Below are 26658 nucleotides of genomic sequence, written 5' to 3'. Positions count from 1 at the left end.
CCATGCATTTGCTCAGGACCCAGCCCGGTGGCTTTGTATCGGACGACAACATTGCCGACCTGGGGCAAACCCCCGCCGAGCTGGTGATCCTGTGCAGCGGCGACTCCAGCCTGGCTTTGCTGGCCGAAGCGGCGCAGCAATTGCCCGACGATTACCCGAGCCTGCGTCTGGCTAATCCGATGCAGGTTCAGAATCATGCCTCGGTCGACCTGTATGTCGACCAGGTGCTGCAACACGCCAAGGTCATTCTGCTGTCGTTGCATGGCGGGATTGGCTATTGGCGCTATGGCATCGAACAACTGATGCAATTGGCCGAGCGCGGCGTGACCCTGATCCTGGTGCCCGGCGACGATCGTCCCGACCCTGAACTCAGCGCGCTGAGCACCGTGCCGGCCGAACAGGCCGAACGGTTGTGGCACTTTTTGCGTCAGGGCGGGCGGCACAACGCGCTGCAACTGTTCAACTGCCTCGCAGGCCAATGGCTGGGGCGCGCTTACCCCTGGGGCGAGCCGCAGGCCCTGCCGCGTACCGCGATTTATCACCCGGTACACGCCAGCCCGCAGCTCAGCGACTGGCAGGCCCAATGGCAGCCCGATTTTCCCGTGGCCGCGTTGCTGTTTTATCGCTCGCATTTGCAAGCGGCCAACACCGGCTTTGTGGATGTGTTTTGCCAGCGCCTGCAAGCGGCCGGGATCAATCCGTTACCGATTGCCGTGGCCAGCCTCAAGGAACCGGGGTGTCTGGCGGTGGTGCAAGACCTGCTCGATGAGGTGGACGCCGGGGTCATTCTCAACACCACCGGCTTCGCCCAGTCCAGCCCGGAGGCACCGCACGTGCGGCCGTTCCGGCGCAACATCCCGGTGATTCAGGCGATTTGCGCCCAGGACAACGAACCCGGCTGGCGTGACAGTGAACAAGGGCTGGGCCCCCGAGATCTGGCAATGCACATTGCGCTGCCGGAGCTGGACGGGCGCATCATCAGCCGCCCCATCAGCTTCAAGGATCTGGCCTGGCGCAGTGAGCGCAGCCAGTCGGATGTGGTGTGTTATCGCGCTCAGCCCGAGCGCATGGACTTTGTCGCACAACTGGCGCGCCGCTGGGTTGAGCTGGCCCGCGTGCCGAACCCGCACAAGCGCATCGCGTTGATCCTTGCCAATTACCCGACCCGTGACGGGCGCATCGGCAACGGGGTCGGGCTGGACACCCCGGCCGCGGCGTTGAATATCCTGCGGGCTTTGAAGCAACAGGGTTATCCGCTGGACGCCGAACTGCCAGCGTCCGGCACGGCGTTGATTCAAGCGCTGCTGGGCGGCGTGAGCAATGACCTGGAAAGCCTTGACCTGCGCCCTTGCCACCAAAGCCTGGGGCTGGACGAGTACGCCGAGCAGTTCCGTGCGTTGCCGCACGCCAACCAGCAGGCAGTGCTGGCGCGGTGGGGGCGGCCGGAAAATGACCCGATGTTTCGCGACGGCCGGCTGATGATCGCTGGCCTGCGCTTTGGCCTGACTTTTGTCGGCATTCAACCCGCCCGTGGTTATCAGGTGGACGCCAGCGCGGTGTACCACGACCCGGATCTGGTGCCGCCCCATGGCTATCTGGCGTTTTACTTCTGGTTGCGCCACACCTACGGTGCGCATGCCGTGGTGCACGTGGGCAAGCACGGCAATCTGGAGTGGTTGCCGGGCAAAGGCGTGGGGCTGTCTGATGAGTGCTGGCCCGATGCGTTGCTGGGCCCGCTGCCCAATGTCTACCCGTTCATCGTCAACGATCCGGGTGAAGGCGCGCAGGCCAAGCGCCGGACCCAGGCGGTGATTATCGACCACCTCATGCCGCCGTTGACTCGCGCCGAAACCTATGGCCCGCTGCGCGACCTTGAACTGCTGGCGGACGAGTATTACGAAGCGCAGTTGCTGGACCCGCGCCGGGCGCGCGAATTGCAGCGCGACATTCTCAAACTGGTGCGTGAAACCCATATCGACCGCGAACTGGAGCTGGACGAACAGCTCGACAGCGACGCGGATGCGGCCATCTGGCTGCCGCGACTGGACACCTACCTGTGCGACTTGAAAGAGTCGCAAATACGCGACGGGCTGCATATTTTTGGCGAATCGCCCACAGGCCGTTTACGCATTGACACGCTGCTGGCGCTGTTGCGCATCCCCCGGGGCGACGGGCGCGGTGCGCAGTCCAGTGTGCTACGGGCACTGTCCAAGGCTTTCGGTCTGGGTTTTGACCCGCTTGACTGTGCGTTGGCCGAACCCTGGACCGCGCGGCGCCCGGCGCCTCTGTCGGCGGTCAGCGATGCCCTGTGGCGCACGGCCGGCGACACCCGCGAGCGCCTTGAACTGTATGCCGCCGGGCTGATCGAGCAGGCGCTGGACGGCACCTTGTCCTTGCCGCCAGACGATCAATGGGCCGAGGTGCGGAGCATGTTTGACGCCTTGCTGCAGGAGGTTGCACCACGGCTCGACGCCTGCGGCCCCGCCGAGATGCAGGGCTTGCTCGACGCGCTCAACGGCCGCTTCGTGCCTGCCGGGCCCAGCGGGGCGCCGAGTCGCGGACGGCTGGATGTGTTGCCCACCGGGCGCAACTTTTTCTCGGTGGATGTGCGCAATCTGCCGACAACCACGGCGTGGCGCATCGGCTTTCAATCGGCCAACCTGATCCTCGAACGCCACTTGCAGGACCACGGCGATCACCTGCGTCAGCTGGGTTTATCGGTGTGGGGCACGGCCACCATGCGTACTGGCGGTGACGACATCGCTCAAGCCATGGCGCTGATGGGCGTGCGCCCGGTGTGGGCCACCGGCAGTCAGCGCGTCGACGACTTTGAAATCCTCCCGGTGAGCCTGCTGGATCGGCCGCGCGTGGATGTCACGCTGCGGGTGTCGGGGTTCTTCCGCGATGCATTCGCCAACCTCATCCGCCTGTTCGATGCGGCCGTGCAAGCGGTGGCAGCACTGGACGAACCGGATGACCTGAACCCGCTGGCGGCCAGGGTGCGCAACGAGCGTCAACAGCTCGAGCGTGAGGGGCTGAGCCCGGAACTGGCGGCCCGCCAGGCAGGCTGGCGGGTGTTCGGTACCAAGCCCGGCGCTTATGGCGCCGGGGTACAGAACGCCATTGACGGGCGTTTGTGGCAGAGCCGCGATGATCTGGCCGAGGTCTATTTAAATTGGGGCGGGTATGCCTACGGCGAGGCCGATGAAGGCACGGCGGCCCGCGGCCCGTTCGCCCAGCGCCTGAGCCAGTTGCAAGCGGTGGTGCAGAACCAGGACAACCGCGAGCACGACGTACTCGACTCCAACGACTATTACCAATTCCAGGGGGGCATGCTCGCGGCCGTCGAAAGCCTGAGCGGCGGGCAGGTCGCCAGTTACCACGGCGATCATAGCCAGCCGGATCTGCCGAAGATTCGTACCCTGAAGGAAGAACTGAACCGGGTGGTCCGTTCCCGTGCGGCGAATCCGAAGTGGATTGAGGGCGTCAAGCGACATGGCTATAAAGGCGCGTTTGAAATGGCCGCGACCCTGGACAACCTGTTCGCGTTCGACGCCACCACGCACCTGATCGACGACCATCAATATGCCTTGCTGGCCGACGCCTATTTGCTGGACCCGGACACCCGGCAATTTGTGCAGCAACACAACCCCCATGCCTTGCGCGACATGACTGAGCGGCTGCTGGAAGCCCAGCAACGCGGCTTGTGGAGCGAGCCCGGCGAGTACCGGGATGCACTGGAAAACCTGCTGCTGGACATTGAAGAAGACTGATGTGGACACTGACATGACTGATACCCCTCACTTCCCGCTGTCTGCGGTCGTGGGCGCCGAGGACTTGAAACTGGCGCTGTGCCTGACGGCAATCGACCCGAAAATCGGCGGGGTGTTGATTGAAGGCCCGCGCGGCATGGCCAAGTCCACCCTGGCACGCGGGCTGGCGGATGTGCTTGCCAGCGGTCAATTTGTCACCTTGCCACTGGGCGCCACCGAAGAACGGCTGGTGGGCACGCTCGATCTGGACGCGGCTCTGGGGCAGGGCAAGGCGCAGTTTTCGCCGGGCGTACTGGCCAAGGCGGATGGCGGCGTGCTGTACGTCGACGAAGTCAACCTGCTGGCCGACCATCTGGTCGACGTGCTGCTGGACGTGGCCGCCAGTGGCGTCAACGTCGTGGAGCGCGACGGTATTTCCCACCGGCACCCGGCCCGGTTTGTTTTGATAGGCACCATGAACCCTGAAGAGGGTGAGCTGCGTCCGCAATTGCTCGACCGCTTCGGTCTCAACGTCGCCATGAGCGGCCAGCCAGCGCCTGCCGAGCGCGGCGAAATCATTCGTCGGCGTCTGGACTTTGATGCCGATCCACACGGGTTCTGCGCGCACTGGCGCGCCAGTCAGGAGGCCTTGCGCGCGCGTTGTCAGCACGCCCGTGAGTTGCTGGGTGCTATTGCGCTGGATGATGCCTCGCTGACGATCATCACTGAACGCTGCTTTGCAGCGGGCGTGGACGGCCTGCGCGCGGATCTGGTCTGGCTGCGTGCCGCCCGGGCCCATGCCGCGTGGCGTGGCGCCGTCAGTATCGAGGTGCAGGACATCGACGCCGTGGCCGAATTTGCCCTGCGCCACCGTCGTCGCCAGCAGACGCCGCACGCCCCCACGCCGGATCAACCGCCACCGCCCACGCCTTCGCCCACCACGGCGAGCGAAGCCGGGCAGGGGTTGTGGGGGCAATTGCCGGTTCAGCCGCAGACAACCGGCGCGCGTCGTGAAGTGCCGAGCTGGCCAAAAAAGCCTTAGGCATCCGCCCTCGTGCAACCGGGGGGGCGGATGCCAGACCCCGACCGGGAACCCTGGACAGCGGCAAGCAGGGCGCCAGCCGTCCGGCGCCTTGCGGGGCGGTGGATTGGGTCCAGACCTTGCAGCAGGGACGGCCCCGGCAACGCAAGGACCTGGCGTTCAAAACCCGTCGTGGCACCGCGCCCCAGCTGTGGCTGGTGATCGTCGATGCCTCGGCTTCGACCCGGCGTCATCACGCGCTGACGGATGCCAAAGGCTTGCTGGCCGAAGTGTTCGAGGATGCTTATCGGCAACGGGCACGGGTGGCCGTGATGACCGCCAGCGGTTTGAATCCGCAATGGCACGTCAGCGGCATCAAAGCGGCCAAAGGGCTGGAACAGTGGCTGGAAGGCTTGGGCGCGGGGGGCGGTACGCCGTTGCTGGAAGCGGTGGGCGAAGCCAGTGAATGGCTCAACGCCCGGCGGCGGCGCTTCCCGCTGGAGGAGCAACGCGTGTTGTTGCTCACTGACGGTCGGCTCAAGGCATGGCGCACGTCACACGCACTTGAATGCCCTGGTCTGCTGGTCGACATGGAACGTGGACCGATTCGTCTGGGTCGGGCCCGACAAATCGCCAGCGATCTGCACATCGAATACCGGCATCTGGATGAACTTCAAACCCTGTAGCTAAAAACGCGAGGCTGCGATCGGGTGGCCGGGGGTGGCACCCTGTCACAGCCTCGTTGCGCGATACACCGGCATCAGGCGGATTAAGCCGGCATGACCCACGGCTGCAACGCGTAGCCTTCTTCGCTCAACTCGGCGCGGGCTTGTGCCAGCAGGCTGGCGAGCTGTTTGGCGTCGGCGCAGGCACTGCGCGGGATCTGCTTACGGCCAATACGGGTGCTGGTGCGGTCAATCACGGTCAGGCTCAGTTCGCCATGGCCGTCCTGTGCAGCCCAAGCCACGCACTGGAAAGGTTGAAACGCGTGGCCGGCAATCAAAAGTGCTTCGTTGAAACGGAGCGGGGCGTTCATAGGGTCGTCTCTCAAATAGGCCCATCAAGTGATTAACCGTCGGCTGGGCATACCGTGCGGTTGGTTACTTGTACTGATGACCGATGCCCCCACGCAGGTCACACCCATTTGCGTTTTTTTTTAACGGGTTTTCATGGGGCTGATCTGGATCAAGGTTTTGTTGCTGTTCAAAAACAGCGATTCAGGTTGCAGGTCTGTGCCTATGAGTGGGCAAAGTTCCGTTTGATATTAGGGTTATAAGAAAACAGTACAAGCGCCGTTCAAAGGTTGACTACCGTTAGGAGCAATATCCTCAACTTACTGTTTTTACTAATCTTTTAATATTTTGGCGCCAAGGAACAGTCATGCTCGAATTGCCCGTGTCCCGCCGTTTGTTAGTGGTTGATCCTTGTGATGATTGTCATCAGATAGTGCCCGGGCTGCGTCACATTGGCTGGGAAGTGGACAGTTGTGAGCTGGACGCTGTGAATGATCGTTCATGTGATGTTGGTCTTATCCGGTTACAACCTTTTCACCTGGAACGACCCGAAGCGGTCAAAGACATGATCAGTCGCAGCGGCACCGAGTGGATTGCCGTGCTCAGCCCTGACACCTTGCAATTGAAAACCGTCGGCGATTTTGTCTGCGAGTGGTTTTTCGATTTCCATACCCTGCCTTTCGATGTGTCGCGGGTTCAGGTGACCCTGGGCCGGGCGTTTGGCATGGCGCGCCTGCGAGGCCGCAGCACCGACCCGATTGAAAGCGCAGGGCACGAGTTGCTAGGGGAAAGTCGTGCCATCCGAGACTTGCGCAAATTGTTGGGCAAACTGGCTCCCACCGAATCGCCGGTATTGATTCGGGGCGAGAGCGGTACGGGCAAGGAACTGGTGGCCCGGACCCTGCACCGCCAGTCCCAGCGCCACGCCCGGCCTTTTGTCGCGATCAACTGCGGCGCCATTCCGGAACACCTGATCCAGTCGGAGCTGTTTGGTCATGAAAAAGGCGCGTTCACCGGGGCTCATCAACGCAAGATCGGCCGCATAGAGGCCGCCCATGGCGGGACGTTGTTTCTGGATGAAATTGGCGATCTGCCCCTTGAACTCCAGGCAAACTTGCTGCGCTTCTTACAAGAGAAACACATCGAACGCGTGGGCGGCAGCCAGCCGATCCCCGTGGATGTGCGGGTGTTGGCGGCGACCCATGTGGACCTGGAAGCCGCCATCATCAACGGGCGGTTTCGGGAAGATTTGTATTACCGGCTCAACGTGTTGCAGGTGTTCACCGCCCCCTTGCGTGAGCGGCACGGTGACATGGCCATGCTGGCCAACCACTTTGCACGGTTTTACAGCCAGGAAACCGGGCGTCGACCGCGGACTTTCAGCGAGCAAGCACTGGTTGCCATGGGCAATCACGACTGGCCGGGCAATGTGCGTGAACTGGCCAACCGGGTGCGTCGCGGCCTGGTATTGGCCGAAGGCCGTCAGATTGAGCCCTGTGATCTGGGGCTTGAGACCCGACAGGCGCCCAGCCTGGCCATGGGCACACTGGAAGACTACAAGGACCGCGCTGAGCGGCAGGCGTTGTGTGACGTGTTACAGCGCCACAGCAACAACCTCAGCCTGGCAGCCAAAGTGCTGGGTGTGTCGCGACCGACGTTTTACCGTTTGTTACACAAGCATCAAATCCGCTAGGGGCAGGCCCGCCGTGTTCACCCACAGCGGGCCTTTTGCGCACCTGGCGTTAGAAGTAGTACGGGAATTTGAGGCTGAACGTGAAATCCGGCGCATCTTCGGTCAGACCAATCGAGAGGTTGGGCACGATGGTCAGGTTGTCGGTGGCCGCAATGGTCATGCCCACGTTGAAGTAGCCGGCGTTGGCGTCGCTGGTGGTCAGGGTTTGCCAGTCCTGGCCCTTGTATTTGATTTTGCTCTTGCTCTGGATCAGGTCAGACACCGAGAACGACATGCTCATTTTCTCGTTCAGCGCAAAGGCCACGCCCGCACCAATCTGGTAGCTGTCGCCCAGCTTGACGCTGCCGGGTTGTGACTGACCGGCCGTGGAGCCGATGTCACTGAATGAGTCTTCCAGGTTGTAGGTGTAGGAAAGCGAGCCGAACAGCACCGCCGGATCGAAGGTCTTGACCAGCGAAATGCCCGGCGTGATGGACCACACCCCATTCCCGGTGGGCAAACTTTCGGGGTAAATGATGTTGTTGTTCTGCCCGTCGGTGACCAGCTTGATGCCGAAAGGGTCCTTGCCGGTCGGTGCCTTGACCCTGACCGAGAAGACGGCGTCCGGGGTGTTGGGCGATTCGTCGAGGAACTTGTAGGCAACGCCGACGTTAACGTCGCCAATGGTCGGATCGCGGGTGACGGTTTTGTCGGACGCTGCCGACGCATCGCCGCCGTTGGCGCCACCGGACTGGTAGGTTGATTCGCGGTACACCACGGGCACGTTGACATCGAATTGCCAGCGATTGTCGAGGTTGTAGCGTGCCGTCAGGTCCAAGGTCCAGTTATCGGCTTTAATCCGGTCCAGGTTCAGGTTGCCCAGCAGGATGGAGTCCAGGGCCAGAAAGCCGTTGAGGGTTAACTGGCGGGTGTCATAGCGCGAATAGGTGATCCCGGTTTCGACACTGAACTTGCCGCCGCCGAAGAAGCCGCTGGCTTCGTCGTACAGGTTGGTCACACTTTGCGCGGGTTCAGAATCGTCTTTGAGCGACTGACCGTACGAACTGCCGGTGCCGCCTGCAGCGCCGCCGGATTGGGCCACCGTTTGCCCGCGCTTGAGATCGGCCGGGGACTTGACCAAGCGTTTGGGGGCCGGAACCGCCGGTTGTTCTTCTACTTGGCGGACGCGTTGTTCAAGCACCGCCAAGGCTTTTTGTTGTTGATCGTACCGCTGGCGCAGCTCCATTAATTCCTGTTTCAACGTTTCTACATCAACCTCCGAAGCCGCCTGTAGCAGGGTGGAGGGAAGGAGTGCGCTCATACATACAACTGCGCGAAAGGTAAACGATCGATGCATGAAATAAGCCGTCCGGGTAGTCCATTAAGTAGTGGAACAGCCTAGTTCAATATCCTGCCGCACGAAGGGCTTTTAGTTGGTTGAGGTTTGAATTAAGTCCCTCGGTACTGGGCAGTTTATTACCCAGCACCATATTCAATTGAGTCATGTTATTCACGGCATTGCCGCCGCCCAATAACGTGGTGTTCTGTAACACGCCACCTTGAGCGATTTGCTGTAACGAGTTGCCTTGATTGTTGTTGGCAGCTATAGCCATTTGAATGGCTCCATTGTTTATCGCCACACTGACGCTACCTGCCGCGTTGCTTAATGAAACCGGATTAGTGGCCGTCAATACACTGCCTTGTTGAGTGAGCGCCGGTGCTTGACCGGATTGGCTGATGCTGATGTCCACATTGTTGAGCGCGCTGTTGTTATCCCCCGCGGCCCGCACGCTCTGGACGACGCCCTGACCACTGCCCAGGCCGGCACCGCCCAGCACAATGCCGGTGCCGGTGTCGGGCTTGCCTTGTTGCGGGGTGCCTTGTTGGGAATAGGTGGACACATAAAACTGCGGCTTGACCGAGTTTTGCAGGTGCAGGCTGGTACTGGCCCCAATGGTCGCGCCCTGAGCATTGGTCCAGGTGCTGCTCATGACCAGACCGAAACTGATAATGCGACCGGGCATGACAAAACGGCCGCGCAACTCTGACAGTTCCTGATCTTTCAACTCTATGGGTTTAAACGACGTTTCGGCCTGCACGTGCAGGCATGTCGCAAGGCAAGTTAGCGCCAGCCAATAGTGGATGTTCATGTGCTGCTCCCGGGAGCGTCCTGCCCGCCATGGTGAATGAGGTGCCGTTAAAAAAAGTCACTCTGGATAAAGCCGAAGTCCAGCAACTCGGCATCTTTGACCGGGCTGAACGCATCCAGCGTGTTCTTGGCCGAGAGCGGAACCGGAGGGGTGCGCAGCGCATTGGTCTTGTCATAACCGGGACCAATGACGGCAAACACAATACCGTTCCAGCCTTTAACAAAATCTTCCTGGCTGTACCGCTTGTGGCCCAACACGGGGTCGCCGATGTACACCCAGTTGTCTTGAGCCCGTTGCAGTACCACAAAATGCTTGTAGCCCCGTATGTCCAACAGCACGACCACCGGGACATTGATGTCTCGCAGGTTTTGGGCCGGGATGCGATACCCCCGGGCGCGCATGCCGATGCTCTCGATGTAGTGCTTCATGTCCAGCATCGAAAAGCCCTGGGTACGCACCAGGTCTTCGTTGGCATTGACCAGCATGCCTTTGATGACGTGGTCTTCATCCACGTCCAGCCAATAAGCCTGACGCAAAATGGTGGCCAACGCGGCGGCACCGCAGCTGAAATCGGTTTTTTGCTCCACCAGATCGCTGAAGCGACGTTCGCGAATGCTCTGTACCGGCTTGAACACCAGGCTCCCGCCCGGCAACGCCGCAACCGGCATACGGGCCGCCTGCACCTCGCAGGTCAGGCCTAACAACAGGGCGAGCGCGATCCGCAACATGATGAAGTCACCTCACATGAAGAAAGGGCCTCTGCTGTAGAGGCCCTTTAAACCGCCGTGTTACATCGAGGTTTTGCTGATAACCATCGAGTTGTTCTGCTGATTGCCGACCCCGGCCGAGACGTTGGCACCCACGTTACCGGAGGTGTACTTGATCGAGTCGTTGACGGTCGAGTTGTTGCTCACAGGCACACGGGTGGTGGTGGGGTGATGCCAAGGGGTGTGGGTGCTGACCGAGCTCAGGTCATTGACCACCGTCAGGTTATTGGAGGTTTGTACAGTGCCAGCGGCCGCACTGGCCAGGTTGCCACCGGACACGGCGATTGCCAGGTTGTTTTTCTGTTGGTTGAGGTCGCCTGCGGACACGTTCACCCCAATGTTGCCGGAGGTGTTTCGGATGGAGTCGTTGAGCGTGGCGCCGTTTTGCGTGCCGTGGTTATTCACTTTGTTGTAGCTGTTGGTCTGGCTGGCGCTCACGACGGCCGCCGCAGTGCCGAGCACAAAGTTCTGGTCACTGCTGGCAATGGCGGCGGCGTTGTCCTGCTGGTTACCCGAGCCGGACGCTACGTTGACCCCGACGTTGCCGTTGGTGCTTTTCACAGAGTCAGTGACTTTTGCGCTGTTGAGCGTGCCGTTATTGGTGATGTTGTTGTCATGACTGACCTGCACATCAGCGATCACGGCGCTGGCGCCACTCGTGGCTGCCGGTGTCGGGGTGGGGTGGCGATTACTGTCTGCTTGTGCTGCCACAGCCATCAGTGCAGCCAGAGCGAAGACCAGTGGTTTGAGAGCCATTGTTGGTTTCATGATGTTTCTCCATGCTTCATCAGTTATGTGTGTGTTGGCATACGTCATTGCACTTCGCGTAACCCGAGTCACTGCGTGACCCGTACATTCAGGGTGTTAGCCATGCGGTTCCCCACCCCGGCACTCTGGTTGACCTGAACCACTCCGCGGCTGCCGGTGAAGGCCTGATCGCTGGTAACGACCTGGCGGCTGCCCGTGTTGAGTGATCCCGCTCCCGAGTTTGGTTGCAACGCCACGTTTTGCTGGGACAAGGCGTTGTCATCGATACTTTGCGGTCCGGCGCCTACGGCAACCCGCACAGCGTTGACCATCTGGTTGTTGGCACCGGCGGACTGGTTGACCCCCAGCAGGCCGCTGCCCTGGCTGAAGGAGTCGCCGCCAATGCTGGCCCGAGCGTTCATCGCGGGGTCTGCCTGACCTGTGAGTTGTTGCGTGACCCCGGCCGTGGACTGGGCCTGATTGCCAATGGCAATGGCGCGGCTGTTGACTTGCTGCTGCCGAGTGCCTGAAGCCTGATTGATCATCAGGTTGCCGGTGTAATGGGCACCCGAGGCATTGATCTCGGCCTGATTGTTGTCAGCCAGCACCGGTGCAGCGACCAGCACGGTCAAGAGCAGCGCGAGGTTGTTCATGTCATTGCCCGCCCAGCGAGGTGAGCGGGCGCATGCCTTGCTCAACACTGCGGTTGATCTGGCCGCCGAGTGAGCCCAGCGAGCCACCGCCGCTGCCGCCCCCTGCACGTGCAGTGCTGGTCAAACCGGGCATGCCGCTGTTTTGATTCAGCAGGCCCGGCACGCTGCCAGTGCCGGTGTTGATGACGCGGGTGATGCTGGAACCGGTGCTGACGCGAGCAAAGTCCCCATCCCCCAGTTCGCCGTGGGTGGTGACGGCATTGATCTGGGCGGCCGGGTTGGCATTGACCGTGGTGGGGTTGGGATCAGGGGGCGGCACAATGCTGCCGACGGCGCGTGGGTAGACATGGCGGGTAATCACAATTTCACCCGTGCCATCGGCCTGTGCGTTCACGCACACCAGCCATGCACCGAAGCTGCACGCCAGTAGCAGGTGACGCGTGAGTAATGTGCGTGAAGTCCCCATGACCGTATTCCTTCTTCAATACGCTGGCCCTGATCAGCGTTGTGAAGGAGAGAGCAGAAGCTGTGCCGCTTTTTAAACGTACTTATAAATCAATGGGTTGAATCTTGAGGATGGGCGCCAGGCGAACCGCTGTTTCAGCGTTGGTACAGGGGAGTGGGCGGGGCGGGCTAAGAAAGACTGGGGCTGCAGGACGTTTACGGGGCAGGACGCCCTCTGTAACGAGGGTGTTACACAGCACCCGCTGCCACCCTAGAGACCCTGCGGCATAAGGGTTTCGTGGCAGGGGGGTGTTTCAGCAGCGGACACTTTTGGGTGAAACAGGGTCAATTTGCCAGTAATTGCCGAACGGCGTCCATGGCGCTGGCCTGTCGATCCTGCCAACTGCCGCGAATGATGCGCAGGGGCTGGGCATGCCGTTGCAGCCAGTCCCGGCTTTGCTCAAAGAAGTGTTGGCGCTCGGCCAGGCTCGGCTGGCAGCGCAGGCCGTCGGGCGTCCACTCCACATCCTCGGGCGACAGCAGCAGGTGCATATCGTAGTGGCGGCTCAGCAGCTCCGGCTCCAGCCAGTCCGGGCAGGCGCCGAACAGGGTGGTGCTCCACAGCATATTGCTCAGCAAGTGGGTGTCGAGGATCAGCAAGGGGGGCTGTTGCGCGCGGGCGGCGTCTTCCCAGGCCAATTGCCCGCGGGCGATGGCCGGGATGTCAGCCAGGCAGGTATCGCGGGGGTGAACGGCCATGAAGTGACGCACGTATTCGCCCACCAGCAGGCCACCGAAGTGCTGGTGCAACTGCGCGGACAACCAGCTCTTGCCGCTGGATTCCGGACCTGCCAATACCACGACCTTCATGTACGCAACGCCGGGTCGAGACGCCAGTCGCGCCAGCCCTGAATCGCGATCACCGTGAACAGCGCATACAGCCCGGCGGTCAGGTACAAGCCCTTATAGACAAACAGGCCGACGAAGATGACGTCCACCACAAACCACAGGGCCCAGCACTGCAACCGTTTTTGCGCCATCCACAGTTGGGCCACCAGACTGAACCCGGTCAGTGCAGCATCCAGCCAGGGCTGGGCCGCGTCGGTCCAGTGGGCCATGGCTGCGCCAAGTGCGAGGCTGCCCACCGCGCCGATGGCCAGACCGGTCACCACCTGACGGGCAGTGAGCGCCGTGACCTGGCGCCCCTGGTGTTGCGCACCGGCGCGTGTCCATTGCCACCAGCCATACAGTTGCAGCGCGGCGTAAACCACCTGCAAGAGCATGTCCGAATACAGCTTCACTTCGAAGAAGATCCAGCTGTAGAGCAGCACCATGACCAGCCCGATCGGCCAGCACCAAGGGTTCTGTTTGACTGTCAACCAGACGGCGATGACACCGAGCGCAGCGGCAAACAGTTCAAGCCCTGACATGGAGGTTCCTTGGCGTGGGGAAAAGCCGGGGATTGTAACCGCAGCCGAGCCCTTTGGGGCACTGGGCGCGTCAGGGTTTTTTCAGCAGCACCATGTCGTTCTTGTCAAAGCGCCCGCTCAGTGTCGGCGCCGTGTTGCCCAAGACGGTGCCGTGCAAGGCCTGGTAGTCCTGGCGGTCCATGATGACCCAGGCCCGCCCGCTAATCGTGCCCAGTTCGGCAGGCGTCTGGGTGAACACCGGTTGCAGATCGCGCTCGACATTGACCATGAACTTGATGGCCTTGGCATCCTTGCCCATGCCATGCAACACCACGGGCTGTGGGGTTTGATCAATCAGGCGCATGGCCTCACGGGTGAATGTGCGTGTGTCGTACACGCGGCGTGCGTAAGGCTCGTACACCATGATGTAGGCCGACCACACGGCCAGCACCGCGCAGGCGGCCAATCCCGTCGTGCGCCAGCGGGTGTTGAACAGCGCACCCACGGCCAGCAGTTGCAGGACGGCCAATCCCGTCAGTGCCGTGTTCAACGCCGGCAGCGGTTCATCGAGACGTTTACCCGCTATCACCAACCCTGCAATCAGCAGGCCCGGCAAGAGCAGCAACACGCCCAGCGTCAAGCCGCGCAACAGCGCAAAAGCACGTCCTTGCCGCCCCTGAAACGGGTACGCCGCAATGACCGCCGCCATGGGCAACATCGGCAGCAGGTAGCGGGCTTTCTTGGCCTGGGGGATGGACAGCCCGACCATCACGATCAGCCCCGCCCCCACGCAGTATTTGACCAGCGTTAATGCGGCATCGGGTTCTTTGCGACCGCAAAAGACGAGAGCGGCCAACACCAGAGCCGCCAGCGGGTACGCCAGCGCGTAGTTGCCCATAGCGCTGGTGAAGTAATACAGCACGCTGCTGGCGCCTTCGGTGCCATCCATACGCCCGGTCACTTGCATGCGGATCACTTCATGCACGAAGGTTTCACCGCCGGCGATCCAGGCCAACGCCAGCAACACCCCGATGCACACAACGAGCAGGGCAGCGGCCTGCATGCCCGTGGTCAGCATCCGTCGCCATTGACCGCCGAGTACGAAATACACACAGAGCATGCCGGTGGGAATCACCAGCCCGATGGGGCCGCGCAAGGCAAACCCCAGCACCAGTAAGGCCAGCACACCGGCGTGTCGGCGCGGCGCACCCAAATGGTCGTGGGCGTAGGCCAGGTAAAAAACACCGAGGCTGACCGCCGCCAGCATCTGGTCTAGTGACACGGCGCGGGTTTCGGTGATGAACGTCATGCTCAGTAACAATAACGCTACGCTCATCACCGCCCACTGCCGCGAATGCGGGGCGACCAGGCGCCAGGTCAGGGTCACGATTGTCGCGCTGGCAATCGCAGTCGGCAGCCAGGCCGTCAGCCGGGTGACTTCACCGAACGGCACCGAGAGTAGCCAGATCAAAAACGTCGACGTGGCGCTGTAGTCGGGGTACGGCTGGCCATAGGTGGTGGGAAAGATGCTGGGGCCGTGACGCAGCATTTCTTGGGCAAATAGCACAAAGCGCGAGTCAAAGCCGATGGTCGCCTGAGTGTGCTCACCCAGCACAAACAGCAGCAACGCCAGCGCTCCGGCTATCAGGGACTGCCTGCGCTGAATGTGTAACGCCGGACGGGAGCTATGGGCAGGCATATTGAGTTTCCTTGACCCTGAAAAAGTGCACAAAAAAACGCCGCCACTGTTGCCAATGGCGGCGTTGCAGGCGCCTTAAAGGCGTACAGCCGACGGCATGGCGCCGGGCGAAACCGGCAAGTTGCAGGATTCGCCACGCCCCATCGGGAAATACTGCAGCCCGGCTTTGGCCAACCGCTCTCCGTCGTACAGGTTGCGCCCGTCGAAAATCACCGGGGTTTTGAGACGCTGTTTGATCAGCTCAACGTCCGGTGCTTTGAACTGCTGCCACTCGGTGCACACGATCAGTGCGTCGGCCCCGGTCAGGGTGGATTCCGGCGTGCCCATCAGGCTCAGGCGCGGCTCGTCCCCATACAGCCGCTGGGTTTCTTGCATGGCTTCCGGGTCGAAGGCGCGAACATGCGCGCCCGCAGCCCACAACGCCTCCATCAGCACGCGGCTTGGCGCGTCACGCATGTCGTCGGTGTTGGGCTTGAACGCAAGGCCCCACAAGGCAAACGTCTTCCCGGCCAGATCGCCGTTGAAAAAGGCGCGGATGCGCTCGAACAGCTTGTGCTTTTGCCGCTCGTTGATGGCTTCGACGGCTTGCAACAAATCGCTGGAGCAGTTGGCTTGCTTGGCGCTCTGGATCAGCGCCCGCATGTCTTTGGGAAAGCATGAGCCGCCGTAGCCGCAGCCGGGGTAGATAAAGTGATATCCGATGCGTGTATCGGCCCCGATGCCCAGGCGCACAGCCTCGATGTCGGCCCCCAAGTGTTCGGCCAGCTCGGCGATCTGGTTAATGAAACTGATCTTGGTGGCCAGCATGCAGTTGGCGGCGTATTTGGTCAGCTCGGCACTGCGCAGGTCCATAAACATGATGCGGTCATGGTTGCGGTTGAACGGGGCATACAGGTCACGCATGACCTCGCGCACCTCTTCGCGTTCGCAGCCAATGATGATGCGGTCCGGGCGGCGGCAATCGGAAACGGCTGAGCCTTCCTTGAGAAACTCGGGGTTGGACACCACGTCAAATGGCAGCGTGCGGCCACTCTGTTTCAAGGCGTTATTGATGTGCAGGGTCAGCGCGTCGCCGGTGCCCACGGGGACGGTGGATTTCTCCACCAGAATCACCGGCTCTTCGCGGTGACGGGCCACGGCATCGCCCACGCAAAACACCGCGCTCAGGTCAGCCGAACCGTCTTCGCTGGGCGGGGTGCCGACGGCAATGAACAGCACCTGACCGTGCTCCACGGCCAGCTTTTCATCACTGGTGAACCGCAGGCGCTTGCTGTCGAGGTTCTCGCGTACCAGGGCGCTGAGCCCCGGTTCAAAGATGCTGACGTGGCCTTGCTGCAACAACTCGACCTTGTGTTGATCGATGTCCATGCAGATCACATCGTGACCGACTTCCGCCAACACCGTCGCCTGCACCAGGCCTACATAACCACTACCGAATACACTGATTTTCATGCGCAGTTCCTGGAACTTGGGGGACGTCGAGAGTTGATGGTGAGCACGCCGAGAATGACCAGCGTCACGCCCAGGGTTTTTGAAAGCGTGAAACTTTCATGGAACATCGGCAGGCTGGCGGCCAGCAGGTACACCAGGGCATAGCTGATGCTCAGTAACGAATACGCGCGACCCAGCGGCAGGTCGCGCAACGCCAGCAACCAGCACAGCATCGACAGCGCGTACGCCACGATGGCGCCACTGACCACGGCCACTGCGGCCAGCGAGACCTCGCCATGACGCAGCGCGTCCAGCCAGTGAGTCGGCTCCGGCAAGCGCGTCATGCTCCAGCGCATGCCCAATTGGGCGCCGCTGACCAGTACTACACTGGCGCTGGCAAAGGTGAATCCACGGCGCAGGCTCATGCGTGTTGCCCCAGCAGTGCCACACCGGCGATCACCAGCCCCACGCCACACCAGTGGCGCAGGTCGATGTGTTCCTTGAACAGGTAACGCGCCACCAGGGTAATCAGCACAAAGTTCAGGCTGAGCATCGGGTAGGCCACCCCGACCTCCAAGCGTTGCAGGACCAACAACCACACCAGCAGGCCCAGCCCGAGGCACAGCAACGCCAGCCACAACCAGGGCGAACGCAGCTTGGCGGCAATGCCTGCGTCCACCCGGCGCCAGCCTTCGACTGCATATTTCTGGGCGATCTGGCCCGCGCAGGTCAGCACACAGGCCATGAGCAACAACACAAGGGTCATGGCGCGCTCTGCGGGAAGATCAGAATCACCATGTTGCCTTCGTCATAGCGCTTGGCATCGTTGGGCAGCATGTCCATTTCATGGCTTTCATCGCTGTTTTTTACCCGCATTACCACACCTACGGGGCCTTTGAGGCGGGCGGCACTGAGCCATGGACCGACCTCGGCCAGGCCGATGCTTTTGCCTTGGGCGTCGTCGTAGGTCAGGCCGTATTTCACTTCGCCCTGGGTGTTGTACAACGTCACATCCGGACGGCGCAGGCGCCAGGCCAGCGCCGAGGCCGCGCCCAGGTCGTTGCTGAGCAATGAAGTGGCCGGCGTCAGTTCCTCGATGTGTTCCAGCACGAACTGGTCGGGCATTTTGTTGTGCACCACGCTGCTGGGCATGGCCGCCGGCAGCAACAGAACCAGCGCGCCCATGCTCAGGGCCGGCGCCGCCCACAGCGAGAGCGGGCGCCACAGTTGCACGGCACCGGCGACGATCCAGGTCAGCAGCACGATCACCAGCAGGGTCATGTGCAGCGGTTCGTTGTCGTAGAAAGGCCTTTTGATTTGGAAGTAGATCAACGCCACCAGACCCACCCCTGCCAGCAACAGGTTGACCAGTGCATTGGTGCGCAAGGCGCCGGTTTGCGCATGCTCCACGCGTTGCATCAGTGCGTGACCCAGCAGCAATGCCAGCGGCAGCATGCACGGCAGGATGTAGGTCGGCAGTTTGCCTTTGCTCAGGCTGAACAGGGCCAGCGGCAGCAGCATCCACAGCAGTACAAACACCACCTTGGCGTTGCGCCTGTTATGCCAGGCATCCTTGAAGGTCACGGGCAGCAAAGCGGCCCACGGCAAGCTGGAAACCACCAGCAGCGGTAGGTAGAACCACCATGGACGGCCGTGTTGCGCATCCTCACCGGCAAAACGGCGAATGTGTTCATGCCAAAAGAAAAAACGCCAGTAGTCCGGTTCCTGGGCATGCACCGCCAGCACCCAGGGCAGCGACACCAGCGCCGCCACCAGCATGGCCAGCAGGCCGAACTTGACCATTTCGACAAAGCGTTTCTGCCAGATCATGTAGGGCAGGGCGATCAGCACCGGCAGCAAAAACGCCAGAAAACCCTTGGTCATGAAGCCCATGCCGCACGCAAAGCCCAACACGGCCCAGCTGATGACGCGCTCGCGCCCGCTGCGGCTGTCCACGGCAAACCACAGCGCCACCAGGCTCAGGTTGACCCAGAAGGTGAATTGAGGATCGAGGTTGGCGTAGCCCGCTTGCCCCGCGATCAAGCCGAATGTCATGTAGATCAACGCGCAGGCCACGCTCTTGCGTGGGTCGTTCCACAGGCGCCGTGCCACGCAGTAGGCCAGCAACACGCTGAGGCCGGTGGCCAGCGCCGACGCAATGCGCACGCCAAACAGGTTTTCGCCAAAAATGGCCTGCCCGAGGGCGATCATCCAGTAACCGGCGATGGGCTTTTCGAAGTAGCGCAAGTCCATGAAATGCGGCGTGACCCAATTGCCATCAATCAGGATCTGCTGACCGATTTGCGCATAGCGGGATTCGTCCGGGATCCAAAGGCCGTGAGTGCCCAACGGCACTAGATAGAACGCGACAAACGCCAGTATCAGCAACGGGATTGCCCAGCGATTGAGGGTCATGGTTGCTGCACTCCCAGCCAGCCTTCACGGCCTTCCAGCACGCCACGGCTCAATTGCCCGGCGGGGATGCTGTCGGGATCGGTCGGTAACAGCGCGCGCAAGGGCTGGAAATGAATGTCGCGGGCGCGTGCCTGCGCCAGCAGTTGCCGGAAGTCGTTTGCCATAAGAATCCCTTCTACTTCTGCATGGATGGTGTAGGCATTCAGCGTGTGCGGGCTGAAGCGATCAAGAATGTAGGCGTTGAAGTCGGCCGCGCTCAGGTGCGGCCCCACGACTTCATCGAAGGTCGGTAAGTCCACAGGGATTTGCGGCGTGCCCAACTGGCCATCGGCCAGACGAGGCCGGAACAGGCTGTGCCCGCGGCAATCACTGTTGTAACGAAAGCCAAAGGCCTGCTTGGCCTCGACCACGCGTTCATCGGCGCGCCAGCCCGCGGCGGCCGAACACTCGACCGCCTGGCCGGTGATGTCGCTCAGGGTGTCGACACCCCGGCGGATCTGCTCGATCAATTGTGCCTGCGACCAACGCCCGGCGTTGGCTTGCCAGCCGTGGTGATCCCACGCGTGCAAGCCCACTTCATGGCCCGCGGCCAAGGTCTGGCGCATCAGGTGCCCCAGCTCCTTGCCAATCGGTTTGCCCGGCCAGGCGGTGCCCGCCAGCAAAATGTCCCAGCCATACAGGCTGGCGGCTTTGGAACGCAGCATTTTCCAGAAGAACTGGGGCTTGATCAGCCGCCACAGATGGCGGCCCATGTTATCCGGCCCCACGCTGAAGAAAAACGTGGCTTTGATCTGAGCTTCATCCAGCAATTCGAGCAGTTGCGGAACCCCTTCTCGGGTTCCGCGGTACGTGTCGACGTCGATACGCAGGCCTGCTTGCATTAGCGTTTTTCCGCGATTTCTACCATGGCTTCACGCAGGAAGAAGTCCAGAGTCTTGCCAATGGTTTCGCTCAGTTCGGTGGTCGGTGTCCAGTCGATCAGGCGACGGGCGTTTTCAACGCTCGGTTTGCGGTGACTGACGTCCTGATAACCGGTGCCGTAGAACGACTGGCTCTCAACGTCGCGGAAACCGGCGAACGGCGGGAAGTTGTCGCGCAGCGGGTGGGCTTCGAACTGACGCAGTAACTCTTCACCCAGTTGACGGATGCTGGCTTCGTTTTCCGGGTTGCCGATGTTGATGATCTGGCCGTCGCACTTGCCGTCGCGGTTCTCGATGATGCGCGCCAGTGCTTCGATGCCGTCGGCCACGTCGGTGAAGCAACGCTTTTGCTCACCGCCATCCACCAGACGGATCGGCGTGCCTTCCACCAGATGCAGAATCAGTTGGGTAATGGCGCGCGAGCTGCCCACCCGTGCCGAATCCAGACGGTCCAGACGCGGGCCCATCCAGTTGAACGGACGGAACAGGGTGAATTTCAGGCCTTTCTGGCCGTAAGCCCAAATCACTCGGTCGAGCAACTGCTTGGACACCGAGTAGATCCAGCGCTGCTTGTTGATCGGGCCGACGATCAGGTTGGAGGTGTCTTCGTCGAAATTCTTGTCCTGGCACATGCCATACACTTCGGACGTCGACGGGAAAATCACCCGCTTGTTGTATTTGACGCAGTAGCGCACGAGCTTGAGGTTTTCCTCGAAGTCGAGCTCGAACACCCGCAGCGGGTTACGGGTGTACTCGATCGGCGTGGCGATGGCCACCAGCGGCAAGACCACGTCGCATTTTTTGATGTGGTACTCGATCCACTCGGTGTGGATGCTGATGTCGCCTTCCACAAAGTGGAAGTTCGGGTGGCTGCGCAGGCGGTCAATGGCGTCGGAGCCGATGTCCAGGCCATACACTTCGTAGCGGTCGTCTTGCAGCAGGCGCTCGGACAGGTGGTTACCGATAAACCCGTTGACCCCGAGGATCAGCACGCGGGTGCGGCGGGCAGGGCGCCCGGACTCACTGCCGCGCAGGCGCGAGCCGTCCACCAGACCCAGTTCGCGGGCCAGTTGCGGGCCGCTCAGGTACAGGCCGTCGGCGTTGCGTTGACCGGCGGTGATGACCAGCGAGTCTTTGCCGCAGGCGATGCGCAGCGGCTCACAGCTGATGACGTGGCCCGGCGCCAGCCCGGCATTGCCCGGCATCACCTCGGCGGCCCAGACAATCAGTTTGTGCTCGCCCACGGCGCAGAACGCGCCCGGATACGGTTGCGTCACCGCCCGCACCAGATTGAACAGTTCTTCAGCCGGACGCGCCCATTGCAGCAGGCCATCAGCGGCGGTGCGACGCCCGAAGTACGTGGCTTTGGATTCGTCTTGCGGGGTTTCGGTCAGCTTGCCTTCCGGCAGCAGGGGCAAGGTTTCGGCCAACAAGGCTGCCGCGCTTTCGCGCAGTTTGGCGTGCAGGCTCAGCGCGGTGTCGCTGCGTTCGATGCTGACCCGTTGCTGAGCCAGAATGGCACCGGCATCCGCGCGTTTGACCATGCGGTGCAGGGTGACGCCGGTCTCGGTTTCACCGTTGACCAGCACCCAGTTGGCCGGGGCGCGGCCACGGTAGCGCGGCAGCAACGAGCCATGCAGGTTGAAGGCGCCCTGGCTGACGCTGGCGAGCAGTTCTTCGCCCAGCAAATGGCGGTAGTAGAACGAGAAGAGGTAATCGGCGTTCAGTTTGCGAATGCGCTCGACCCACAACGGGTGGTTGGCGTCTTCCGGGGCATGCACCGGGATGCCTTTGCGCGCGCACAGCTGCGCAACCGAACCGTAAAAGTTGTTTTCCTTCGGGTCGTCAGCATGGGTGAACACCGCTGCGATTTCATACCCGGCGTTGAGCAAAGCATCGATGCCGGTGCAGCCAATATCGTGATAGGCGAAAACTACGGCTTTCAAACTCATGATTGGACCTGTGTCGAGGTGGAAATAGAAGAAGGGGTCGTCGAAACGTCAGCCTTGGCCGGCTCGGCGCGCACGATTTTTTCGATAAAGAAGCGTGGCCGGGCCCGCACATCGCTGTACATGCGGCCCAGGTATTCACCCAGCAGGCCCATGCCAATGAACTGTCCGCCGGTGAACACAAACAGCACCGCAAACAGGACGAACGTGCCGTCACCGGCCCAGGTCGCCCCAAAGATCAGGCGCAACACGATCAGCAGGATGGCGAACAGCCCGCCCAACAAAGCCATGCTGAAGCCGATGATGCTCAGCAGGCGCAACGGCGTGGTGGTCATGCAGGTGACCAGATCGAACATCAGGTTGATCAGGCGCATGGGGCTGTACTTGGAATCGCCGTGCTCGCGCTCGGCATGTTCGACCAGCACTTCAGTGGTGTGCCGCGCGAAGCTGTTGGCCAGAATCGGAATGAACGTGCTGCGTTCGCGGCACGCCAGCATGGCGTCGACGATGGTACGGCGATAGGCGCGCAACATGCAGCCGTAGTCACTCATGGCAACCCCGGTGGAGCGCTGCACGGCCAGGTTGATCAGGCGTGACGGCCAGCGGCGCCAGGCTGAGTCCTGACGGTTGTTGCGCACGGTGCCGACCACGTCGTAGCCCAGCGCGGCCTGAGCCACCAGGCGCGGGATTTCTTCGGGCGGGTTTTGCAGGTCGGCGTCCAGCGTGATAACGACATCACCTCTGGAATGTTCGAAACCGGCCATGATTGCGGCGTGCTGGCCATAGTTGCGGTTCAAAATCACCGCCACCACGGGGCTGCCTTCGCGCTCGGCCGCTTCCTGGAGAATGCTGGCCGATTCATCGCGGCTGCCGTCATCCACCAGCACAATTTCATAGGGTTGCGACAGTTGCGCACACGCCGCTTCAGTACGACGCAACAACTCAGGCAAACTTTGTTCTTCGTTGTAGACCGGAATGACGATAGACACACACTGGATGGGGTAGGGTTTCAAAGTATTCGTTCCAGTCAGTTTCAATGGCACAAGACGGCAAGTCTTAACTCAACACGCACACACGGGCACTGCACATAACACCCACAGGGATTAAAGCCTATTGCGGACAAAGGTAAAGCCCTCAACGGCGTTATCTACATGATTTGCCTACGAACTCTTGGCGCGGTTGGGTTCGGGTAGCGCATACGGTAAACGCACTTTTGTGAAAAACCTATGAAAGACAGATCAACAGAACCTGTTTCCATCAGGCAGACAGGTGCTATTCAGGAAAGTAATTACCGCGTGCGAAGTTAGCGTGGGGTGTTTGATTTTTAGGCGTTTAAAAGTCGGGCGTGTTCATGAGGGATTTAAATGCCCGGCACGCTAAGTCAGTTAACAACGTTTAAGACGGCATTAACGGTTTTTAAAAAACAGCGTCCACCTGCGGGTATGTGAATCGGATCACATGGATGGACGCTGTGGGCAGGGGTTAGTTCAAACCCCTCCAGCAGTGGGCCTTGGAAAGCGCCACTGAGCGCTGTCGGGGGCGTGGTGGCGAGCATCCGTGCTCAGGGGCCGCTGCTTGATGGGCAGGTCAGCCCATGGCGCAGCCAAAAACACGCCCGTGTCAGTTTCAGGCATCCCGCCCGGCTTGATGCCCGGCACGGATGGCCCCTTCGATATAACCAATCTTCTGGCAGTCGCCGATGCTGCGCGCCGGCAACCCGGCATGGGTCAATGCGTCGAGCAGGCGGGTGTCGGGTTGCGCGCCAATGGCCAGGACCACCGAGTCGGCGGGGCTTGTGCCAGGTTGGCCATCCGCCAATTGATAGTGGACCGCGCCCCCGTCGATCGACGTCACGCTGGCCCCGGTGATCAGCTCACCGCCATGGGCGCGGATTTCATGCAGCACACGCCAGCGCCGCACGATGGCCAGTTCCCGGCCCAAGTGGCTGCCGCTTTCGAGTACGCAGACCTGACGGCCGCGGGCGATCAGGAACTCCGCCAGCTCCAGCCCCACCAGCCCGCCGCCGATGATGGTCACGCGCTTGCCCAGCGGCATCCAGACCCTGGACAGTTTCTGCATCGCCTCGCTGCTGTCGGTCACGCCCGCCAGGCTGCCGGCTTTCATCAGGGTGCGTTGGGCGAACGACAGTTTGCGCCGGGCTATCTCCTCAGCCCGGTCGCCGGTCATCAGCCGACGCAATTCATCGCCGCTCCATACGTGGTCCTGATCGGCGCCGGGAATCGACGGTGCGGCGCGCTCGGCCCCCACGGCCACCAGCACCTGATCGGCTGCCAGATCCCGCAGCAGCGCCGGGGACGCTTGGGTATTGAGGCGAATATCCACCGCCGAACGCTCGAGCTGCGCACGCAGGTTGTCCAACAAACGGGCGTTTTCGGCATACGCCAGCCCCGCGAAAAACAGCGTGCCCCCGAGGCGGTCGCTGCGTTCCAGCAAGGTCACGCGGTGCCCCCGGGCACTGGCCACCCGCGCCGCCTCCATACCGGCCGGGCCAGCGCCGACCACCACGATATGTTTGGGCTGCTCGCACGGCGTGATGACGTACTCGAATTCGTGCCCGGTCATGGGGTTGACCGCGCATTTGACCCGCTCGTTGACGAAAATCTGGCTCACGCACACGTAGCAATAAATGCACGGGCGGATGGTGTTTTGTTGGTTGTTGAGCAGCTTGTTGGGCAAGTCGGGGTCGGCCAGCAGTTTGCGGGCCATGGCGATGAAATCGCAGTCGCCACGCTTCAAGGCGGCCTCTGCGGCCTCGGGTTCGATGCGCCCGACGGCAATCACCGGCACGTCCACGCTGCGCTTGAGGGCCGCGGTCCACTCCATAAAGCCGCTTGGCTGATGCACCAGCGGCGCTTCGGTGAACACTTCGCCGCTGGTGATGCGGGCGCTGGCTGACACACTCACCGCGTCCACGCCTGCCGCTTGGGCCATGCGCGCCACCGCTTTGGCGTCCTCCAGATCAATGCCGCCGGGAGTGTGCAGCTCCTGGGCATCGAGCCGCAGCCACAGCGCGAACTCGGCGCCGACCCTGGCGCGCACCGCTGCGATGATCTCCAGCAGCAAGCGGGCGCGGTTTTCCAGCGGGCCGCCGTACTCGTCGTCGCGCTGGTTGTAATACCCCGACAGGAACCCGGCAATGATGTAGCCATGGGCGGCATGCAGTTCCACGCCGTCAAAACCCGCGCGTTTGGCGCGCTCGGCGGCGCTGGCGAACCAGTCGGTCATTTGTGCTATGTCGGCACGGTCCATGACCCGGATCGGTGAGCCTTCAGCGCGACGCTTCATCGAACTGACAAAGTTGGCCAGTTCTTCGGGGGTCAGGGCGGCCATCATGTCGCTCTGCAACACCGGCGGCACCGAGGGCACCCACAGCTGGCGACCTTCGGCCATGTCCCGCACCGAGGTCTTGCCCGCGTGTTGCAACTGCATGGCGATCTTGGCGCCGTGTTGGTGGACCCGTTCGGCCAGCCGGCTCAGCCCCGGCAAGAACGCATCGCTGGACACGCCCACCTGATAAGGCTCGGCGGTGCCAGCAGGGAAGGCCACCGAACACACGCCCATGATTAGCAGCCCGGCGCCGCCACGGGCACGCGCTTCGTAATAGGCCTGAATGCGTTCGCCGCAATGGCCATCGGCTTCTGCGAAATTGGAGCCCATGGGCGCCATGATGATGCGGTTGCGCAACGTCAGTGAACCGATGCGACCGGGTGCCAGCAACTGAGGGAATGTTGTCATTGTCAGGTCAGTCCAAGCAGGTGGGTTTATTCGTTCAAAAACGCCAGGCACGTTTTATTGAACAGTTCCCGGTGTTCAACCTGCACCCAATGGCCACAGCGATTGAGCAGGGTGAAGCGCGCATTCGGCGCATGTTGCAGCACCTTCAAGGCCCCGCTCGCCGGGTTGAAGTTATCGTCGGTGCCCCAGAACCCCAGAATCGGGGCCTGTATGGCCTCAAGTTGCTGGGTCATGTTGGGCACCATCATCGTGCTGAACAGGTTGCGCGGCTGGTGCGCGGCCACGGCCACGCGCTCGGCCAGCAGCTTGTCGTCCAGCTGCGTGCTGTCAAACAGTTGCAGGCTCATGATCCGGCGCATGTGTTCGATGTCCAGCGGGCCTGCGTTGTACAGCTCGACCATGCGCTGAATGCCGATCATCTCGAAGTAGGTTTCCCGCTCTTCAACGCCGCCGGGTGCCATCAGGATCAGCTTTTCAACGCGCTGCGGTTCAGCCAGCGCCAGGCCCAGGGCAATCGCGCCGCCTAACGAGTTGCCGAGCACGGTGGCGCGGGTGACCCCGACCGCCTTGAGAAACCCCGTCAGGGCGGTGACGAAAAAATCCAGGTTGTACTGCACGTCTTCCGGCTTGTCGGAGCGGCCGAAGCCCGGCAAGTCCACCACCAGATTGCGAAAGCCAGCGGCTGCGAACGCCGGGTAATTGCCTTTGAAGTTGCTGAAACCGCTGGCTCCCGGGCCGCTACCATGCAACCACAGCACCACCGGGCCGCTGCCTTCATCCAGAAAGTGCAGGCGCAGGCCACTGTCCAGCGTGACGAAATGCCCAATCGGCAGGGGCAGGTCTTGTTCGGTCATGACTCA

23 protein-coding genes are annotated in these 26658 nt (G+C 61.7%); 4 read left to right on the top strand and 19 right to left on the bottom strand.

Annotated features, from left to right (window positions below):
• Positions 1-2: 2 nt before the first annotated feature.
• The 3 genes from cobN (at position 3) to IF654_RS12620 (ending at position 5459) form a co-directional block, all read left to right on the top strand.
• Positions 3-3773 carry a cobaltochelatase subunit CobN gene (gene cobN, locus IF654_RS12630; protein ID WP_194862397.1) on the top strand — a complete coding sequence of 1257 codons (3771 nt, stop codon included), beginning with the start codon at positions 3-5 and terminating at the stop codon, positions 3771-3773.
• 13 nt (positions 3774-3786) lie between these two features.
• Positions 3787-4794 (top strand): magnesium chelatase ATPase subunit I, encoded by a 1008-nt coding sequence (locus IF654_RS12625; protein WP_047282821.1) that lies wholly within the window; start codon positions 3787-3789, stop codon positions 4792-4794.
• A 101-nt stretch (positions 4795-4895) separates the two neighbouring features.
• On the top strand, positions 4896-5459 hold the full coding sequence (locus IF654_RS12620; protein ID WP_252190500.1) for a vWA domain-containing protein: 564 nt from the start codon (positions 4896-4898) through the stop codon (positions 5457-5459).
• A gap of 83 nt (positions 5460-5542) precedes the next feature.
• Here the strand turns inward: IF654_RS12620 and IF654_RS12615 are convergent, their stop codons facing one another.
• Entirely contained in the window at positions 5543-5809 is a 267-nt protein-coding gene (locus tag IF654_RS12615; RefSeq protein ID WP_047274621.1) for a hypothetical protein, read from the bottom strand.
• A gap of 344 nt (positions 5810-6153) precedes the next feature.
• Here IF654_RS12615 and IF654_RS12610 point away from each other — a divergent pair, with 344 nt between their 5' ends.
• On the top strand, positions 6154-7479 hold the full coding sequence (locus tag IF654_RS12610; RefSeq protein ID WP_047276572.1) for a sigma-54 dependent transcriptional regulator: 1326 nt from the start codon (positions 6154-6156) through the stop codon (positions 7477-7479).
• Positions 7480-7528: 49 nt separating this feature from the next.
• On the opposite strand, the gene IF654_RS12605 is transcribed toward IF654_RS12610, so the two are convergent.
• The 18 genes from IF654_RS12605 to IF654_RS12520 all read right to left on the bottom strand — a co-directional run bounded on the left by IF654_RS12605 (position 7529) and on the right by IF654_RS12520 (position 26652).
• Positions 7529-8815 (bottom strand): transporter, encoded by a 1287-nt coding sequence (locus IF654_RS12605; RefSeq protein WP_047274349.1) that lies wholly within the window; start codon positions 8813-8815, stop codon positions 7529-7531.
• A gap of 46 nt (positions 8816-8861) precedes the next feature.
• Positions 8862-9608, bottom strand: a complete 747-nt coding sequence (locus IF654_RS12600) for a hypothetical protein (protein ID WP_047274351.1) — start codon at positions 9606-9608, stop codon at positions 8862-8864.
• A gap of 47 nt (positions 9609-9655) precedes the next feature.
• Positions 9656-10336: a C39 family peptidase gene (locus tag IF654_RS12595; RefSeq protein WP_094987680.1), complete on the bottom strand. Its 681-nt coding sequence runs from the start codon at positions 10334-10336 to the stop codon at positions 9656-9658.
• A gap of 60 nt (positions 10337-10396) precedes the next feature.
• Positions 10397-11143, bottom strand: coding sequence for a hypothetical protein (locus tag IF654_RS12590; protein WP_047280748.1), 747 nt, complete (start codon positions 11141-11143; stop codon positions 10397-10399).
• A gap of 68 nt (positions 11144-11211) precedes the next feature.
• Positions 11212-11775: an adhesin gene (locus tag IF654_RS12585; protein WP_094987679.1), complete on the bottom strand. Its 564-nt coding sequence runs from the start codon at positions 11773-11775 to the stop codon at positions 11212-11214.
• A gap of 1 nt (position 11776) precedes the next feature.
• The gene (locus IF654_RS12580; protein WP_047293515.1) at positions 11777-12241 is read right to left on the bottom strand and encodes a hypothetical protein; all 465 of its coding nucleotides are present in this window, start codon (positions 12239-12241) and stop codon (positions 11777-11779) included.
• Positions 12242-12564: 323 nt separating this feature from the next.
• Positions 12565-13089, bottom strand: coding sequence for an AAA family ATPase (locus IF654_RS12575; RefSeq protein WP_047274359.1), 525 nt, complete (start codon positions 13087-13089; stop codon positions 12565-12567).
• Complete coding sequence (gene pnuC, locus IF654_RS12570; RefSeq protein WP_047274361.1) at positions 13086-13649, bottom strand: nicotinamide riboside transporter PnuC; 564 nt, start codon at positions 13647-13649, stop codon at positions 13086-13088. Before pnuC ends, IF654_RS12575 begins: the two co-directional genes overlap by 4 nt.
• A gap of 70 nt (positions 13650-13719) precedes the next feature.
• Positions 13720-15327 carry an ArnT family glycosyltransferase gene (locus IF654_RS12565; protein WP_194862398.1) on the bottom strand — a complete coding sequence of 536 codons (1608 nt, stop codon included), beginning with the start codon at positions 15325-15327 and terminating at the stop codon, positions 13720-13722.
• Between the two features lie 75 nt (positions 15328-15402).
• A complete protein-coding gene (locus IF654_RS12560) occupies positions 15403-16779 on the bottom strand; it encodes a UDP-glucose dehydrogenase family protein (protein ID WP_047274366.1) in 1377 nt (458 codons plus the stop codon).
• A complete protein-coding gene (gene arnF, locus IF654_RS12555; protein WP_094987675.1) occupies positions 16776-17183 on the bottom strand; it encodes a 4-amino-4-deoxy-L-arabinose-phosphoundecaprenol flippase subunit ArnF in 408 nt (135 codons plus the stop codon). The genes IF654_RS12560 and arnF overlap by 4 nt, the downstream gene beginning before the upstream one ends.
• The gene (gene arnE / locus IF654_RS12550) at positions 17180-17524 is read right to left on the bottom strand and encodes a 4-amino-4-deoxy-L-arabinose-phosphoundecaprenol flippase subunit ArnE (RefSeq protein ID WP_094987674.1); all 345 of its coding nucleotides are present in this window, start codon (positions 17522-17524) and stop codon (positions 17180-17182) included. The genes arnF and arnE overlap by 4 nt, the downstream gene beginning before the upstream one ends.
• The gene (gene arnT / locus IF654_RS12545) at positions 17521-19173 is read right to left on the bottom strand and encodes a lipid IV(A) 4-amino-4-deoxy-L-arabinosyltransferase (protein ID WP_094987673.1); all 1653 of its coding nucleotides are present in this window, start codon (positions 19171-19173) and stop codon (positions 17521-17523) included. Before arnT ends, arnE begins: the two co-directional genes overlap by 4 nt.
• Positions 19170-20054, bottom strand: coding sequence for a 4-deoxy-4-formamido-L-arabinose-phosphoundecaprenol deformylase (gene arnD / locus IF654_RS12540; RefSeq protein WP_047282667.1), 885 nt, complete (start codon positions 20052-20054; stop codon positions 19170-19172). Before arnD ends, arnT begins: the two co-directional genes overlap by 4 nt.
• Entirely contained in the window at positions 20054-22045 is a 1992-nt protein-coding gene (arnA, locus tag IF654_RS12535; protein WP_047274374.1) for a bifunctional UDP-4-amino-4-deoxy-L-arabinose formyltransferase/UDP-glucuronic acid oxidase ArnA, read from the bottom strand. The genes arnD and arnA overlap by 1 nt, the downstream gene beginning before the upstream one ends.
• Entirely contained in the window at positions 22042-23055 is a 1014-nt protein-coding gene (gene arnC, locus IF654_RS12530) for an undecaprenyl-phosphate 4-deoxy-4-formamido-L-arabinose transferase (RefSeq protein WP_047274376.1), read from the bottom strand. Before arnC ends, arnA begins: the two co-directional genes overlap by 4 nt.
• Before the next feature lie 613 nt (positions 23056-23668).
• Entirely contained in the window at positions 23669-25798 is a 2130-nt protein-coding gene (locus IF654_RS12525) for an oxidoreductase (protein ID WP_194862399.1), read from the bottom strand.
• 26 nt (positions 25799-25824) lie between these two features.
• On the bottom strand, positions 25825-26652 hold the full coding sequence (locus IF654_RS12520; protein WP_094987671.1) for an alpha/beta fold hydrolase: 828 nt from the start codon (positions 26650-26652) through the stop codon (positions 25825-25827).
• Between the last annotated feature and the right edge of the window lie 6 nt (positions 26653-26658).

Origin of the sequence: Pseudomonas lundensis, from assembly GCF_015377145.2 — a bacterium.
Classification (GTDB): Bacteria; Pseudomonadota; Gammaproteobacteria; order Pseudomonadales; family Pseudomonadaceae; genus Aquipseudomonas; species Aquipseudomonas lundensis.
Note: the sequence above shows the minus strand (reverse complement) of the source record. Positions and strands in the feature narration are given on the sequence as shown.